This is a genomic window from Erythrobacter sp. Alg231-14 (assembly GCF_900149685.1).
Lineage (GTDB): Bacteria > Pseudomonadota > Alphaproteobacteria > Sphingomonadales > Sphingomonadaceae > Erythrobacter.
Map to the genome: position 1 here is coordinate 2,837,129 of NZ_LT702999.1, position 15,327 is coordinate 2,852,455.

General features: G+C 56.2%; 15 protein-coding genes. 7 read left to right on the top strand and 8 right to left on the bottom strand.

All coding sequences use genetic code 11. The features are described 5' to 3' along the window. Nucleotides 1-121: 121 nt before the first annotated feature. A complete protein-coding gene (locus BQ8290_RS13635; RefSeq protein WP_108792428.1) occupies nt 122-1,078 on the top strand; it encodes a DUF3137 domain-containing protein in 957 nt (318 codons plus the stop codon). 66 nt (nt 1,079-1,144) lie between these two features. Here BQ8290_RS13635 and BQ8290_RS13640 read toward each other — a convergent pair whose 3' ends face one another. Both BQ8290_RS13640 and BQ8290_RS13645 read right to left on the bottom strand, forming a co-directional pair. Then, nucleotides 1,145-1,660 carry a YbjN domain-containing protein gene (locus tag BQ8290_RS13640; RefSeq protein WP_108791196.1) on the bottom strand — a complete coding sequence of 172 codons (516 nt, stop codon included), beginning with the start codon at nt 1,658-1,660 and terminating at the stop codon, nt 1,145-1,147. 21 nt (nt 1,661-1,681) lie between these two features. Beyond that, entirely contained in the window at nt 1,682-2,875 is a 1,194-nt protein-coding gene (locus BQ8290_RS13645; RefSeq protein ID WP_108791198.1) for a carboxynorspermidine decarboxylase, read from the bottom strand. Between the two features lie 103 nt (nt 2,876-2,978). Between BQ8290_RS13645 and BQ8290_RS13650 the strand changes: the two genes are divergently transcribed. Beyond that, a complete protein-coding gene (locus tag BQ8290_RS13650) occupies nt 2,979-4,391 on the top strand; it encodes a serine hydrolase domain-containing protein (RefSeq protein ID WP_337661416.1) in 1,413 nt (470 codons plus the stop codon). Between the two features lie 36 nt (nt 4,392-4,427). On the opposite strand, the gene BQ8290_RS13655 is transcribed toward BQ8290_RS13650, so the two are convergent. Together BQ8290_RS13655 and BQ8290_RS13660 are read right to left on the bottom strand one after the other, a co-directional pair. Next, complete coding sequence (locus BQ8290_RS13655; RefSeq protein ID WP_108792432.1) at nt 4,428-4,925, bottom strand: GNAT family N-acetyltransferase; 498 nt, start codon at nt 4,923-4,925, stop codon at nt 4,428-4,430. A 27-nt stretch (nt 4,926-4,952) separates the two neighbouring features. Further along, nucleotides 4,953-6,164, bottom strand: a complete 1,212-nt coding sequence (locus tag BQ8290_RS13660; protein WP_108791200.1) for a saccharopine dehydrogenase C-terminal domain-containing protein — start codon at nt 6,162-6,164, stop codon at nt 4,953-4,955. Between the two features lie 138 nt (nt 6,165-6,302). On the opposite strand from BQ8290_RS13660, the gene BQ8290_RS13665 reads away from it, so the two are divergent. From BQ8290_RS13665 to BQ8290_RS13680, 4 genes are all read left to right on the top strand, one after another. Continuing rightward, on the top strand, nt 6,303-7,448 hold the full coding sequence (locus tag BQ8290_RS13665) for a serine hydrolase domain-containing protein (protein ID WP_337661417.1): 1,146 nt from the start codon (nt 6,303-6,305) through the stop codon (nt 7,446-7,448). Nucleotides 7,449-7,634: 186 nt separating this feature from the next. Continuing rightward, nucleotides 7,635-8,585 (top strand): pyridoxal-phosphate dependent enzyme, encoded by a 951-nt coding sequence (locus tag BQ8290_RS13670; protein WP_108791204.1) that lies wholly within the window; start codon nt 7,635-7,637, stop codon nt 8,583-8,585. A gap of 91 nt (nt 8,586-8,676) precedes the next feature. Next, nucleotides 8,677-9,126, top strand: a complete 450-nt coding sequence (locus tag BQ8290_RS13675; protein WP_108791206.1) for an MAPEG family protein — start codon at nt 8,677-8,679, stop codon at nt 9,124-9,126. A 33-nt stretch (nt 9,127-9,159) separates the two neighbouring features. Beyond that, nucleotides 9,160-9,585, top strand: a complete 426-nt coding sequence (locus BQ8290_RS13680) for an MAPEG family protein (RefSeq protein ID WP_108791208.1) — start codon at nt 9,160-9,162, stop codon at nt 9,583-9,585. Nucleotides 9,586-9,619: 34 nt separating this feature from the next. Here the strand turns inward: BQ8290_RS13680 and trxB are convergent, their stop codons facing one another. Both trxB and BQ8290_RS13690 read right to left on the bottom strand, forming a co-directional pair. Then, a complete protein-coding gene (gene trxB, locus BQ8290_RS13685) occupies nt 9,620-10,591 on the bottom strand; it encodes a thioredoxin-disulfide reductase (RefSeq protein WP_108791210.1) in 972 nt (323 codons plus the stop codon). 88 nt (nt 10,592-10,679) lie between these two features. Beyond that, entirely contained in the window at nt 10,680-11,480 is an 801-nt protein-coding gene (locus tag BQ8290_RS13690) for a tyrosine-protein phosphatase (RefSeq protein ID WP_337661418.1), read from the bottom strand. A 168-nt stretch (nt 11,481-11,648) separates the two neighbouring features. Here BQ8290_RS13690 and BQ8290_RS13695 point away from each other — a divergent pair, with 168 nt between their 5' ends. Then, a complete protein-coding gene (locus BQ8290_RS13695) occupies nt 11,649-12,110 on the top strand; it encodes a response regulator (RefSeq protein WP_108791214.1) in 462 nt (153 codons plus the stop codon). A 27-nt stretch (nt 12,111-12,137) separates the two neighbouring features. On the opposite strand, the gene BQ8290_RS13700 is transcribed toward BQ8290_RS13695, so the two are convergent. Both BQ8290_RS13700 and BQ8290_RS13705 read right to left on the bottom strand, forming a co-directional pair. Then, nucleotides 12,138-13,529: a trehalose-6-phosphate synthase gene (locus BQ8290_RS13700; protein ID WP_108791216.1), complete on the bottom strand. Its 1,392-nt coding sequence runs from the start codon at nt 13,527-13,529 to the stop codon at nt 12,138-12,140. Continuing rightward, the gene (locus BQ8290_RS13705; RefSeq protein ID WP_108791218.1) at nt 13,526-15,325 is read right to left on the bottom strand and encodes a glycoside hydrolase family 15 protein; all 1,800 of its coding nucleotides are present in this window, start codon (nt 15,323-15,325) and stop codon (nt 13,526-13,528) included. The genes BQ8290_RS13700 and BQ8290_RS13705 overlap by 4 nt, the downstream gene beginning before the upstream one ends. Nucleotides 15,326-15,327 lie beyond the last annotated feature (2 nt).

Consider the following 15,327-nt stretch of genomic DNA (forward strand, 5'->3'; position numbering starts at 1 on the left):
CGTTAAGAGGTTAAGGGAAAGGCCCAAGGATCGAAAGGCGATTGCGCCTTGATCTTTGGGCAATCTCTGGGGTGATCTTTGGGCCAAGGGGATGGCCATTATCCGGGGCAAAGGAACGACGATGGACGCTAATGTGCAAGGATTGATGCAGGGGCATCTCGGCCAATGGTTGGCCGATCAAGAATCCATGCGCGCGGAAGCAAAAAAGAAAGCGTTCAACCGCTGGTTCTATTCCGGGATCATCGCCCTGCCAATTTTGACCTTCGCGTGGTTTTCGGGATCATCGCTCGGTAGCTTTGGGATCCTACTGACCTTTGTCATTATTGGCGGGATAGCGGCATGGGGATACATGCCAATTTCCGAGGCGAAGCGCGCGATCAAAATTGGCATCAATTCCGCCATCGCACGCGAATTTGGCATTTCATACGAACACGATGTGAACCCAGGCAGCGAATTCGAAGCGGCAATGACCTATGGTCTATTGCCCGGATATGATCGCGACACTTTCGAAGACCGTTGGTACGGCTCGCTCGAAGGGCATGACTTCAACCTATACGAAGCGCATTTGGAGGAACGCCGCGGGTCGGGCAAAAACCGCCGATGGGTGACGGTGTTTCGCGGGGCTTTGGTCCATATGGAATTTGGCCGCGATTTCCATTCCACCACCCTGCTTCAACGCAAGGGGAAACACCGCAAATGGTTGGGCCTTGGCGGGCGGAAAGACCACGCCACGTTTGACGGGCATAGGCTGGATTACGTCGATCAGGTCCACCCTGATTTCGAAGACGTGTTCGAGGTGTGGAGCGATGATCAGGTTGAGGCGCGCGTGCTTATCCACCCATCCTATGTCGAACATTTGCTCGCCCTAGAACGCGCGTTTAACGGGGATGCCGTGCGCGCCCTGTTCAGCCGCGGCGAAGTCATTTTGGTCGTGGAAAGCGGCAATCTGTTTGAAAGCGGATCGATGGATGCGCGCGACGACGAGAACCGCGTCGCCGAAGCCACAGATCAATTTGGCGCAATGGCGCGATTGGCGTTGGCCATCAATCAGAACGAGCGCGGCAGATCGCAGCTTTAAGCGCGCAAGCGAACGCAAACTTGATCACTCAGATGCTATCGGTTGGCCATCCAACCAGACTGCCCGCTAGAACGATTTTTGTTCCTGTTCCGGGTTGATGCCCGCCGCAACGGCGGCCGAAACCGGCGCTACATCCAACAACACCCGGACATTCTCTCGAATATTGGCCATTGTCGCCCCGTAATCGAGCACTTGATAACGCGTGACACCCAAGACTTTATCTTCGAAATCCACCCAAGTTTGCACGGCGGCTTGATCGTAGTTTGCCTCTGCAACGCTTTCATAAGTGACCTCTGGTGCAAGCCGATACCGGATCTGCATGTTAATCCCCTGACAACCGGGAACGCCGCCTACATTGCACGCCGTTCCGAACAGAAAATAAGCAGCCCCATCGGCGTCTTGGCCGACCACCAAATTTTCGTCTTCGTTGACTTCCAAAACTTCATGATCGAGCGAGGCAACAACCGCTTGCAAATCCTCAAGGGTCACCGATTTTTTGAGCAATTCTGGTGAGTAGGTTTGCGCCTGTGCCGGTATCGCAAACATCAACGGGGCAATCGCCCATATCCCGAGTTTCACCATTCTTACCCCCTTTGTTTCGATTCAGCTTAACCTGCCTCGAAAGTCTTCATATTCAAAGCGTTTTACGCATTCCAACGCGTCGGTTTCGCTATCCCACAACCATATGCTGGGCAGTTGGACGCCGTTGAATGTGTTGGTTTTGACCATCGAGTAATGCGCCTGATCCAGAAAGGCGAAACGCGCGCCCGGATCGGCCTTTACGGGCAATTTGTAATCGCCGATCACATCGCCTGCCAAACACGATGGACCGCCCAACCGGATCGGGATCGTGTCTGCGTCGGAAAGCTCGCCCATCATGGCCGGGCGGTACGGCGCCTCCAACACATCAGGCATGTGGCATGTCGCGGATACATCGGTGATGCCGATCGGCACTTCATTGAAGCCTGTATCCAGCAATGTTCCAACCAAAATGCCCGCATCCAAGGCGATGGCTTCGCCGGGTTCGATAATGATTTCGGCGCCGGTATCCGCCGCCGCATCTTTCAAGAATTCAATCAATTCGGCGCGTTCGTAATCTGCGCGGGTGATGTGGTGTCCGCCCCCCATATTGATCCATTTGAGTTGACCAAACCACGGCTCAATCGCGTCAAAAACCCGGTCCCACGTCCGTTGCAGCGGTTCAAAGGTCTGCTCGCACAGATTGTGGAAGTGGATGCCCTCCACGCCTTCCATCGCCTCTTCGGTCAATTGATCGATAGGAAAGCCGAGCCGCGATCCCGGCGCGCTGGGATCATATTTGGGGACATCGCCGGTCGCCAACATCGGATTAATCCGCAATCCCGGTGACACGTCACCGCCCGTTGTTGCAGCGTGATCAAGGATCAATGCGGCGCGCTTCATCTGGCCAGGGGAGTTGAAGATCACATGTTCGGATAGGCGACAGATCTCCTCCAATTCCTCCGGTTTGAAAGCGGCCGAATAGGTGGCGATTTCCCCATCGTAAAACTCCGATGCAAGCCGGGCCTCCCACAAACCGCTTGTCGAAACACCATCGAGATATTCGCCCATAATATGCGCAACCGACCACATGGAGAACGCCTTTAGCGCGGCGAAAACTTTGATGCTCGCGCCGTCGCTCGCGGCTTCATCGCGGATTTCGGCGAGGATTTGGCAATTGGCGCGGATCTTTGCCGCGTCCACGACAAAGGCTGGGCTATCGACGCGGTTGAGATCAAACTGTGTGAACGCGCCGGGATTGCCCGCTTGGGTGGTCATGGGTGTTGATTGGGTCATACCATGCTCTCTAACGGTTTTTTCGCGAAGATCACGCCCCGACGCGGTTCTGTTGTGCTATTGACGGCGACGATAAGGAGAAGAAATGCACCGTTTTGCCGCCATGATTGCTCTCATCCTCGCATCCACATTGCATGCGAGCGGCCCTGCCACATCGATCGATGCCTTTGTCGCGGAGGAAATGCCCTCGGCTGGCGTGCCCGGATTGGCCTATGGCGTAACTTTTGAAGGGGAGATTAGCGGCGATCAACACGGTCTGCTGAGATCCGACGAGGAAACCGAAGTCGCTCCTAGCACGCCGTTCCTCATCGGTTCGGTTTCCAAAAGCTTCACCGCGCTGGCGGTGATGCAATTGGTGGAAGCCGGTGCAGCAGAATTGGACGCGCCGATTGGCCGGTATCTGGACGTCTATGCCGGTCGACCGCAAAGCGCGATCACAGTCCGCCAATTGTTAAGCCACACCAGCGGTTATTCCACGCTTCAGGGCAATATGTCGCAGAACGATTTGACGATGGATGCGGCATCCCTCTCTAGACGAGTGGACAACATCGCCGGCATGACGCCCGTGTCCCAGCCGGGCGAAACATGGGAATATTCCAACGCCAATTATCAGGTGTTGGGCCGGTTGATCGAAGTTTTGAGCGGACAAGATTACGCCGATTACACCGCCGACAATATCCTAAGCCCGATCGGCATGAATGACAGTTTCGTCCATGGGCCCGACAACACAAACGGTATGGCAACCGGGCACCGACCTTGGTTTTGGACCAAAGCCCCGTCAAACGAAGTCTTCACCGGGCGCGGATCTGGGCCGCAAGGCGGCATCGTGGCCAGCGCGCGGGATATGGCGCGATACCTCTCCGTCATGATGAATGGCGAAGACGACGTATTGAGCGCCGCGGGCAAAGCTCAAATGATGCAACCGGCCAACGACGCATCTCCCTTCTATGGGCTGGGATGGTTTGTGAACACGCAGGACGGCACCGTCTATCACTCAGGCTCCAACCCCGGATATGAAGCATTGGCCACAATGATCCCGGCAGAGAAGAAAGGCGTCGCCGTGCTGACCAATGCCGGGTCGGGCATCGGGTTTGGCGGCACCATTGAATTGCGCAATGGTGTCACTGCGCGCGCGTTGGGACGGGACTACAACGGCGAGGCCAGCCCCCTTCCTCAACAAGCGACCTTCGTCATGCTCGCGGCGCTGCCGATCCTGTTTGTGATTGCGATGATATGGGCATGGGTCAAACGCGCCGCGATTAGAGCCAAGACCGGGTGGTCCGGTCGGTTCAGCCTGTGGTTCCCATTGGTTACGACGGTTGGGTTGGCGATGGCGGTGTTCTTGATCGTCCCTCAAGCGTTTGGCGCGCCCCTTCACACCATCCGATTGTTTGTCCCCGATATGGGATTGGCCATGATCGCAGGCGCAGTAACCGGGGTGACGTGGGCCGTGTGGCGTCTGATCATCGCTTACACCGGGTCTACAAAAGCGAGCTAATCTCGTTAGATCATCGCCAAGCAGGCAACGGCCAGATCAAAGGGTTCGGTGCATCACCAGCGCATCGACCAGCCCTTTTTCAGGATGGTCAAACCCTTTGGGAACGGTTCCAACAATATCGAAACCCAATTCTCGCCATAGAGCAACCGCGCCCGTGTTGGTGGAAACGACGAAATTGAATTGCATCGCAGTGAAGCCAGCATTGCGCGCCGCGATCATTGAATGTTTGCACAGTGTCCGACCCAGCCCTTTACCCTGTGCATCGGACGAAACCATGTAGCCGCAATTGCACACATGGCCGCCGCCTCCACCCTGATTGCGGCGCAGGTAATATGTGCCCATGACCACCCCATCCAATTCGGCAACGAAGCATTCTTGGTCCCAACCGGCGTCGCCCGTTCCCATCCAATAGGCGATCGCATCATCGCGCCTGATGTCGCGATCGATTGCATAGGTTTCGCCGGCACGGATGACGGGTTCAACAATCCGCCAGATCGCTTCGCCGTCCTGATCGTCGGCGGGCCGTATCAACACGGGCTTCTCTTCATCGGGCGGCACCGATCAAAACGCGACCGGCCCGTCCAATTCCTTCACTTGCCACGGCAATCCATGGTCGTTCAACATGTCCATAAACGGATCAGGGTCCATTTCTTCCATGTTGAACACTCCGTTTCCGGCCCATGTTCCCGTCACCATCATCGCCGTGCCAATCATCGCAGGCACGCCGGTCGTGTAGCTGACAGCTTGGTTGCCGGTTTCCTCATAGGCGGCTTCGTGACTGCAAATGTTGTTGATGTAGAACGTCTTCTCACCCGATCCGTCCAACGCCTCGCCCGTTGCGATGCACCCGATATTGGTGTTGCCCTTGGTCGTTTCGCCTAGGCTTTCTGGTTTGGGCAGCACAGCGGCGAGGAATTGCAGCGGGATGATTTCCTGTCCTTGATATTTGATCGGCTCAATCCCGGTCATGCCAACATTCTGCAAGACAGTGAGGTGTTTGATATATTCATCGCCAAACGTCATCCAGAACCGCGCGCGCTCCATTTCTGGATTGAATTTCGAAAGGCTTTCCAGCTCTTCGTGATACATCAAATACGCCTGGCGGGTGCCGACCTTTTCAAAATCAAACGGGGTTGAAACCTGCATCGCAGGCGTTTCCACCCAATCGCCATTTTCCCAATGCCGCGCCGGGGCGGTCACTTCGCGGATGTTGATTTCGGGATTGAAATTGGTTGCGAACGCCTGACCATGATCGCCGCCATTGCAATCGAGAATGTCCAGAGTGCGGATCGTCTTCAACTTATGTTTCTTTAGCCACATCGTGAAAACGCTGGTCACACCAGGATCAAACCCGCTGCCCAACAACGCCATCAAACCCGCTTCTTTGAAACGGTCATGATAGGCCCATTGCCAGTGATATTCGAATTTCGCCTCATCCTTGGGCTCGTAATTCGCCGTATCTAGGTAATGCACGCCCGCTTCCAAACACGCATCCATGATCGGCAAATCTTGATAGGGAAGCGCCAGATTCACGACGAGCGTCGCGCCAATTTTCTTGATCAAGTTGACCATGGCGGGGACTTCTTCGGCGTCGATTTCGTAGGTTTCAACCGACTGACCTGTGCGTGCCTTCACGCTTTTCGCGATGGCATCGCATTTTGACTTGGTCCGACTGGCCAAATGCAATTCGGGGAAAATGCCTGCGTTCATGCACATTTTGTGGACCGCAACGGAGCTGACGCCCCCTGCCCCGACTACCAATATTTTCGACATGGCCAAACGCCTCTTCGCTAAGATGATTCTTGAATGCCGCCCTTAATCCAATGGAACGATAGGCTCAATCATCGCTCTGATTTTGCGCAAAGGGATCGGTTGATTGACACAATGCCGAAAACGCACAAGGCTGATGCGATGAACGATTTTCAAAGCACCCTCGACACCGCTCTTTCCAAAACCAATGTGATCGGCGCGGTCGCCGCGATCGGCAACAGCGGCGGCATCACATCCTTGGCCGCGGCCGGCCTTTCGGACGCCGCATCCGGCAACGCAATGGCAACGGACAGCATTTTTCAAATCGCCTCTATGACAAAAGCGATCACGTCTGCGGCGGCCCTCCAATTGGTTGAACGCGGCGCCTTGTCGATGGACGACCCCATTGGCGCGGTGTTGCCCGATCTCGGCGATGCTCAGGTCCTTATCGGGTTTGCCGACGATGGCAGCGCGCAAACGCGGGCCGCCAACAGTCAGATTACCCTGCGCCATTTGCTGACCCACACATCGGGATTGGGATATTCCTTCACCAGCGGCGATATGGGCAAAGCGCAAGGCGAAGTGGTGCCGGGATCGTTGAACAGCTTAAAGTCGCCCCTGATGTTCGAACCGGGCAGCGATTGGTTGTATGGCGTAAACACAGATTGGGTCGGGCTCGCGGTGGAGGCGGTGAGTGGACAAAGTCTGGGCGATTACATGGCGCAGCAATTCTTTGAACCGATGGGCATGAAAGACACCGGATTTGCCGTTCCGACGGACAAAGCGAGCCGTCGGGTCTCCCTCATGGCGGCGACAGCGGATGGTTTTGCCCCCTTCCCCCTAGAAATTGGCGGCGGTGACGCGGCGGAATTTACGTCCGGCGGTGGCGGGCTCTATTCCACTGCGCCGGATTACATGCGCTTTATGCAGATGATCCTTGGTAAGGGTGTGTTTGATGGCAATCGGATCCTAAGCGAGGAAAGCGTTCGATCCATGTCGACCAATCAAATCGGCGGCATTCGCGCAGGTAAAATGGAAAGCTTCGTGCCGATGCTTGCCAACACATTCGATGCATTCCCAGATATGCAGAGCGAATGGGGTTTAGGGTTCCTGATCAACCCAAAGGACGGTCGCAATGGCCGGGCCGCGGGCAGTTTGGCGTGGGCCGGGATCGCCAATTGTTATTACTGGATCGATCCGGCCAATGACATTGCCGGTCTGGCTTTGATGCAATTCTTGCCGTTCGGGGATGAACGCGCCTTGGGTGTCTTCGCACAAGTTGAACAATCGGCGTACCGGACAAGTTAAGGCGGGCGTTTCCTACTGTGCCAATGTGTTGCATAGGCCGTCCATATGGTCATTCCCTTTCCAACACGCGGCTGTGCCAATATCGCGCAAAGCGCAGAAATACGGACCTCTTTTCGCGCTTTGGACCGTGTAACATGCGGTCCATGTCTCTCTCAAAGTCTCACTCCACAATAGGCTTGTATCGCAATGACTGACCTTCGCACCCCGACCCGACAAGGCGTGATCGCCGCTGCAAAGAGCATCGCCGCGATCCTACCGCCGACACCGCTGCTGCCGGTGGAGATTGACGGTGTGACGGTCCATGTGAAGGCGGAAAACCTGCAACCGGTTGGCGCGTTCAAGATCAGAGGCGGATGGTGGCGTCTTTCCAACCTAAACGAGGCGGATCGCGCGGCCGGCGTGGTCGCGGTGTCTTCGGGCAACCATGCCCAAGGCGTGGCGTGGGCGGCGCGGCGATTGGGGATCAACGCAACCATCGTGATGCCACGCGATGCACCGCAGGTGAAATTGGACAACACGCGCGCATTGGGTGCCGAGATCATTCTCTATGACCGCCCCGGCGAAGACCGCGACGCGGTGGCGGCCAAATTGATCACGGAAAGCGGCGCAGCTTTGGTTCATGCATTTGGCGATCCATGGGTGATCGAAGGGCAAGGCAGCGCAGGAATCGAGGCGGTTGCCCAGCTTGGTCGAGAGCCGTCGCGTATCCTTGCATGTTGTGGCGGTGGCGGATTGGCGGCGGGCCTATCGCTGGCATGTCCGAATGCCGCGATCCATGCGGTTGAACCGGTCGGATGGGACATGGTCGGCCAAGCATTGGCCACAGGCGACATCGTCAATGCGGGCGATGATGCGCCCGCGACGATCTGCGATGCGTTGCAGCCCACCGCAACCAAACCAATCAACCTCGGCATCCTTTCTGGCCGCGCAGAACCCGGCATTGCGGTCTGCGACGACGAAGTGCGCCATGCGCAAAGATGGGCCTTTGCCAACCTCAGATTGGTGATCGAACCGGGCGGTGCGGCCGCTTTGGCGGCGGCGTTGGCGGGCAAAGCGCCGTTGGACGACAGCACCGTCATCATGGTCACGGGCGGCAATGCCGACCCTGCTGCGTTTGCAAAGACCATCGGCGGATAGGTGCAAACGACGGGGCTCACCACGGGCCGGTGGAATTGACAATCGAACCGCCCTCTCGCAGGGATGCAAAAAAAGAGAGAGGGGTTCACTCATGCAAGCACAAATGCTCGCGCCGGCCGCCGTTCTGGTGGTTTGGACGCTCATCGTTCTATTCTGGATCGTACCGGTTCGCTTTGGCGCCATCGCCAAAGCAGACAAATCCAATTTTAGCGGAAAACAGGGCGGACGCGGCCAAGACCTAGAAGGGGTGATCCCGGATAAGGCCAATTGGCCATCCCACAATCACACGCACCTGCACGAACAACCGACATTGTTCTATGCGGTCGTGGCGATTTTGGCGATTGTCGGGCCGGGTGCGATCGATGTGATGATCGCTTGGGTCTATGTTGGGCTGCGCATTGTGCATTCCCTGTGGCAGATTTTGGTCAACAAGCTGCCGCTGCGTTTTGCGCTGTTCTTGCTCAGTACATTCGCGCTGATTGCGTTGGCGGTTCGGGCCGTAATGGCGACCGTGTTCGCCGATCCCAGCGTCGTTTCTTAAGCTAAAAAACTATCCGAAAGGACACCGACTGACATGATCGGAATGGACATTCTGCAACCCGCCGTCGCGTTGATGATCTGGACTATGATCATCTGGCTATGGATGTACGCATCGCGCATCCCTGCGATGCAAAAGGCACAAATCTCTGCGGATGATGCGCGCGCCACGGGTGTGCTTGATCAAAGGCTTCCCCAAGAAGTCCAATGGAAAGCGCACAATTACAATCACCTGCACGAAGCGCCGACATTGTTCTATGCGGTGGCCATTACATTGGCGATCCTGGGACAGGGCGATGGCATGAACGCGTTCCTGGCGTGGATCTACACCGGTTTGCGCGTGGTCCATTCCATCGTTCAAGTCACCGCAAACAAAGTGATGGTTCGCTTTGTTTTGTTCGCACTGTCGAGCCTCGTGCTGATCGCGTTGATCGTGAAAGCCGCGTTGATCGTCTTTGCCTAAGGCATGATCGCATAAAGAGCGCGCAGAAGCGGTGTTATTCCGCCGCTTCTGCCGCTTCTTGTGCGTCTTCGAGTGCGGCCAAATACCGCTCTCCATCAAGCGCCGCCATGCATCCCATGCCCGCCGCGGTAACCGCTTGACGGTATGTGTGGTCGGTTACGTCACCTGCGGCGAATACGCCGGGAATGACGGTTTTCGGGGTGCCGGGCTCCGTATCCAGATATCCTCCGCCATCCATCGGCAGCTTACCCTTAAACAGCTCCGTTGCGGGCGCATGGCCAATGGCAACAAACGCGCCGTCCGTGGCCAATGTCGATGCCTCTCCGGTCTGTGTATCCTTCAAGTTCAAATGGCCCAAAGCGCCATCCTCGCCCGCCTCGAAGCTTTCGACAGTCTTGTTCCACAAGACCGAAATCTTGGGGTTTTTCATCAATCGTTCTTCGAGGATTTTCTCTGATCTCAATTCGTCACGGCGATGGATCAAGGTTACATCGTCAGAATGGTTGGTGAGGTAGAGGGCTTCTTCCACCGCAGTGTTGCCACCACCGATGACCGCGACTTTCTTGCCGCGGAAAAAGAACCCATCGCACGTCGCGCATGCCGACACGCCTTTGCCGCCCAGTTCTTGTTCGCCCGGAACGCCCAGCCATTTCGCCTGAGCGCCGGTGCAGATCACCACAGTTTCGCCGATATATTCGTCGCCGCTGTCGCCGATTGCTTTGAACGGTGCCCCGTTCTCCAAATCGACAGAGACAATCGTGTCCCACATCATCCGCGTGCCAACGTGTTCGGCCTGAGCCTGCATTTCTTCCATCAACCACGGTCCCTGCACCACATCGCGATAGCCGGGATAGTTCTCGACATCTGTCGTGATCGTCAATTGACCGCCGGGTTGAAGACCCTGAACCACAATTGGTTCAAGCATCGCGCGCGCAGCGTAGATGGCGGCGCTGTATCCGGCAGGACCGGAGCCGATGATGAGCATCTTTGTGTGATGAGTGGCCATGTGCAATTCCTGTTTAAGTTCTGTGCCAATTTAAGCGGTCATATGCCCGGCTTCAATTCGCAATCAATTGGGTTGGGGATGGATTGTGTTATCCATCCAAAAGCTGTTCTTTCAACGCATCGCGCATAGTCGCATCCACACCCAAAGCGCGTTCAAGATAGGCGTCGGTTGATCCAAACCGTGTTTGGATAGATTGCCGCGCCGCATTCAAAAACGCAGCATCAACGCCCATCAAAACCCGAACGGTGGCCTCGTCAATTCCGCCGTATTTGTCGCCCATCAATTCCATGCCATGAGCAATGCGTTCTTCGTTGCGCGGTGACGCGTTGGTCAACAAATAATCCGCCATCGCATCATCCGGATGGACGCCCATCGCGTGATGCAGCAAATCAACCGCCATGCCGGTGCGGTCTTTGCCCGCTGCGCAATGGACCAAGCTGGCCCCTGCGCCCTTTGACAAAGCGGCAAAGTAACGCTGCAAAACCCAAGTCAGCCCTTCTCTATCGGGCAAGGCACCGTACAAACCGACCATGGCATCAAAGGCCGACGTTGCATCAACGCTGCCTTGTGCGGCCTCAAGATGCGGGGCTAGGCCAGCGGTTTCGCCGGCAAAGAAGATCACTTCACCATCAAAATTGCCCGCCCGTTGACATGTATGGCGCGCGCGTTCGCTATCGCCGCGCATATCGATCACATGTTTCAGATCAATCTGCGCCATCAAATCCAGATCATCATGGCTCGCTTCGGCATGATGTCCGGATCGATAGAGAAAACCGGTTCTCACCCGTCCACCATCCGCAGCAGAATAGCCGCCGTAATCACGCAGATTGTGAATGCCTTGGGCGGACAAAAATGGCGGCTGTTCTGAGGATCGAATCATAGCCACCATCAGTGGCAGGCCCATTCAAAACCGGCAACCGCGCGCCGTCCGTTTCACACCGTAGCCGGGGAAATTGCTTAGGTATGGTTCCGAAGGGCGCGTCAAAGGCGTGATTGGGGTTTGCCTACTATTCCTGTCATCACCGATGAACCGCTAAGGAAAGAGGCACCTCGAAAAATGGCGTACATTCTCATTGCTGATGACGATGAATTGATCGCAGAATTGGCATCTCAGGTTTTGATTGATGCTGGCCATGCTTGCGGCTGGGTCACTACCGGCGAGGAAGCATGGGATCTGCTCGCCAAACGGCGCCCTGATGTCCTTTTGCTGGATCAGGACATGCCCGGCATGACCGGCGTGACGTTGCTGCGCAAGCTGCGGGGATCGCCGGAATTCTATGATCTGCCCGTGGTCATGTTCACCGCGATGAGCGGGGTCGAAGACGAAGCGCAAGCAATCTATGCCGGTGCTCAAGATTTTGTGCGCAAACCATTTGATCCGCGCGGTTTGACAAGCCGTATCAATCGCGTCCTATCGAAACGCAAAGATCAACCACAACACACCGATCTAAAAACATACCTGGCCAGAAATTCGGGCATGGTCACGGATCCAGAGCCCGCATTGCGGCGGTTTATCTGAGGCTCGGCCTAAACCAGAATTGTCGGGTCAACCGGCGGCCAGATCTTCGCAGAACCGCGTTGTCCAATTTTGGACGTTGTCATCGCGCACGGTCCCGATCATGCGTTGGTACCGCGCCTTGCGTTCATCCAGCGGCATATCCAACGCCTTTTTAATCGCGCTGGCCATGCCATCTGGGCTGTGAGGATTGACCAAAACGGCCCCCTGCCCATCGCACCCCAATTGGTGCGCTGCCCCAGCAAATTCCGACAGGATCAAAACGCCCGGATCATCGGGATCTTGCGCGGCCACATATTCTTTTGCGACCAGGTTCATCCCGTCGCGCAACGGCGTAACCACGCCAATCTTTGACGCTCGGAAAAATCCGAACAATTCGGCATGGCTGTATCCACGGTTCACATAGCGGATCGGCACGATATCGACTTCGCTGCGCGCGCCGTTGATCTGTCCGGTTTTCTGTTCCAGCGTTTCACGAATGTGCTGGTAGCTTTCCACATCTTCGCGGCTGGGCGGAGCAATCTGGACAAAGACCAGATCGCGGGTCCGTTCGGAATTCTCATCGAAAAAGCGGCCAATTCCATCGATTCGTTCGGGCAATCCTTTGGAATAATCGAGCCGGTCTACCCCAATCATACAGGTGCGCCCACGGATGGAAGCCAAAAAGCGATCTTCGGCGGTTTTCGCTTCCTCTGTTTCGCCTTGCTGTGAAAAATGATCCCAATCGATCCCAATGGGATAGGCGCGCGCGGTAACGGTCCGCCCTTCAAATGTGATCCGCCCGCTATCGTGATCGATTTCGGCGCCCAGTTCATTTTCGCAATAATGGACGAAGCTAGACAACCATTCTTCGGTCTGAAAACCTACCACATCGTAGGCAAGCATCGTGCGCACCAACCGTTCATGAAACGGCAGCGAGGTCAGCAATCGCGTGGGTGGCCACGGTGTGTGAAGGAAGAACCCGATCCGGTTCTCGACACCGCGTGCACGCAATCGCTCTCCCAATGGTATAAGGTGGTAATCATGGACCCAGACGAGGTCATCTTCCTCAATCAAGGGCATCACGCTGGTTGCGAAGCGGTCATTGACCCGTTCGTACCCCTCGCCGGTCTTTTGTTCGAAACGCGCCAAATCGATGCGGTAATGGAACAAAGGCCAAAGCGTCGAATTGGCGTAACCGTTGTAATATTCGCCCACATCGCGGGTTGATAAATCGACGGTTGCGGTGGTCACGCCGTCGTTGCGTTGCAGGTCCATATTGCCTGTTCGATCATCGCTTTCTTGACCGGACCAACCGAACCACACCCCGCCGCGATCTTTCAACGCGGCGTTCAACGCGCCGGCCAACCCGCCTTGAGCGCCAGCAACGCCGCGCGCTTTTGGCACGGCAACCCGGTTCGATATGACTACTAGACGGCTTATCGCACTTCACTCCACGGTTTGGACAATAGACCGGCGCAATTGATCACACCAACAAGCGAGTAGGTTTGCGGGAAATTCCCCCACAGCTCTCCTGTTTCATAATCGAGGTCCTCTGACAAAAGGCCGGACCCGGTCGTGTGGCTTAACATGGTGTCGAACAATGTGCGCGCTTCTTCGTCCCGCCCGGCAAGATGCAGCGCCTCTATCAGCCAGAATGTGCACACGTTGAACGCGGTTTCTGGCGCACCAAAATCGTCTTCGGCCGCGTAACGCAGCATATGATCGCCGCGTCGCAGATGCTCTTCGACCGCGGCAAATGTCTGTTTGAACCGTTCATTGTCCGGGGAAAGGAAACGCAATTCGACCATCTGCAACAAGCTGGCATCAAGATAGTCACTTTCGAAACTGGCGCCGTAATGGCCGGTACCGTTCTCGCCCTCTTTCCAAGCTTTTGCATCGATGGTTGCTGCGATTGCCTCTGCCCGCTCTCGCCAGATTTTGGCCCGGTCGTCTTTGCCAATATGCTCCGCGACGTTCGCCAAACGATCGCATGCGGCCCAGCTCATGACGGCCGAATAGGTGTGAACCTCTTGGCGGGTGCGAAACTCCCACAATCCAGCGTCGGGTTGGTCGTGCATCGCCCATGCCATTTTGCCGACCTGTTCAAGGTTTTCAAAATCGCGTTCATCCGCCGGCCTCAACAAACGCTTGTCAAAGAAACCCTGCGCGCTGGGCAAGACTATTTGACCGTATGCGTCGTGCTGAATTTGTTTGTAGGCTGCGTTCCCCCGGCGAACGGGGCCCATGCCGCGATATCCGGCAAGATAGCTGGCGGTGGTTTCGTCGAGCTCGCTTTCGCCCATGACTGAGTAGAGCGGTTGAATCTGACCACCGCGCGCGCCGTCAACGATGTTGCGCAGATAGCCGAGATACTTCTCCATCACATCGAGCGCACCCAATCGGTTTAGGGCCTGAATTGTGTAATAGGAATCGCGAATCCAACAATATCGGTAATCCCAATTGCGTTCCGAATGGGCGGCTTCGGGAATGGATGTGGTCAACGCGGCAACAATGGCGCCAGTCTCTTCATGCTGACACAATTTGAGGGTGATGGCGCAGCGGATAACTTCTTCCTGCCATTCCAACGGAATGCTCAGGCCGCGAACCCACCCTTGCCAATACTTGCGCGTGGATTGTTCCATCGAACGGGCCTGTTCGCGAAGATTGCCGACAAAGGGTTCATCCGGGCCGAGGAAAAAGTGCGTGTCCGCCTCTACGCGGAATGTGCGTCCTTCGACGATGTATCCGACCGGCGCATCGGTGGAAAGACGCAGGGCTTGCGCGCCCAAAAGGTAACGGATGTGATTTGTCCCCGCCGTCGTATCGGCCAATCCAGCGCCGTAATTTTTGGTCGGTTTTAGGATAACGCGGATGCGGGGATTGCCGCTAATGGGGCGCACAATGCGGACATAGGAAACGGGGCGGTACATCCGGCCGGACCGCTCAAATCGAGGGCAAAAATCGAGGATTTCGACCGCGCTGCCGTCCTTGGCCGTCAATGTGGTGACAAGGTTTGGCGTGTTTCGGATGTACTCTTGGCTTGCGCTGATCTGACCTTCCAACTCAAACCGCCAGATGCCCGCATCGCGTTGATCGCCATTCAACAAGGCTGAAAACACCGGGTCGCCATCAACCCGCGGAACACATCCCCAAACGAGCGCGCCGGTTTGGTCGATCAATCCCGACACTTGGCAATTGCCAATGGGCCACAATTCAAGATTTGGTGTGTGTGCCAATT

What these genes read in the sequence shown, in the direction of transcription:
- BQ8290_RS13635 (WP_108792428.1), top strand. Translation starts at nt 122, where the DNA reads ATGGACGCTAATGTGCAAGGATTGATGCAGGGGCATCTCGGCCAATGG.
- BQ8290_RS13640 (WP_108791196.1), bottom strand. Translation starts at nt 1,660, where the DNA reads ATGGTGAAACTCGGGATATGGGCGATTGCCCCGTTGATGTTTGCGATA.
- BQ8290_RS13645 (WP_108791198.1), bottom strand. Translation starts at nt 2,875, where the DNA reads ATGACCACCCAAGCGGGCAATCCCGGCGCGTTCACACAGTTTGATCTC.
- BQ8290_RS13650 (WP_337661416.1), top strand. Translation starts at nt 2,979, where the DNA reads ATGCACCGTTTTGCCGCCATGATTGCTCTCATCCTCGCATCCACATTG.
- BQ8290_RS13660 (WP_108791200.1), bottom strand. Translation starts at nt 6,164, where the DNA reads ATGTCGAAAATATTGGTAGTCGGGGCAGGGGGCGTCAGCTCCGTTGCG.
- BQ8290_RS13665 (WP_337661417.1), top strand. Translation starts at nt 6,303, where the DNA reads ATGAACGATTTTCAAAGCACCCTCGACACCGCTCTTTCCAAAACCAAT.
- BQ8290_RS13670 (WP_108791204.1), top strand. Translation starts at nt 7,635, where the DNA reads ATGACTGACCTTCGCACCCCGACCCGACAAGGCGTGATCGCCGCTGCA.
- BQ8290_RS13675 (WP_108791206.1), top strand. Translation starts at nt 8,677, where the DNA reads ATGCAAGCACAAATGCTCGCGCCGGCCGCCGTTCTGGTGGTTTGGACG.
- BQ8290_RS13680 (WP_108791208.1), top strand. Translation starts at nt 9,160, where the DNA reads ATGATCGGAATGGACATTCTGCAACCCGCCGTCGCGTTGATGATCTGG.
- trxB (WP_108791210.1), bottom strand. Translation starts at nt 10,591, where the DNA reads ATGGCCACTCATCACACAAAGATGCTCATCATCGGCTCCGGTCCTGCC.
- BQ8290_RS13690 (WP_337661418.1), bottom strand. Translation starts at nt 11,480, where the DNA reads ATGGTGGCTATGATTCGATCCTCAGAACAGCCGCCATTTTTGTCCGCC.
- BQ8290_RS13695 (WP_108791214.1), top strand. Translation starts at nt 11,649, where the DNA reads ATGGCGTACATTCTCATTGCTGATGACGATGAATTGATCGCAGAATTG.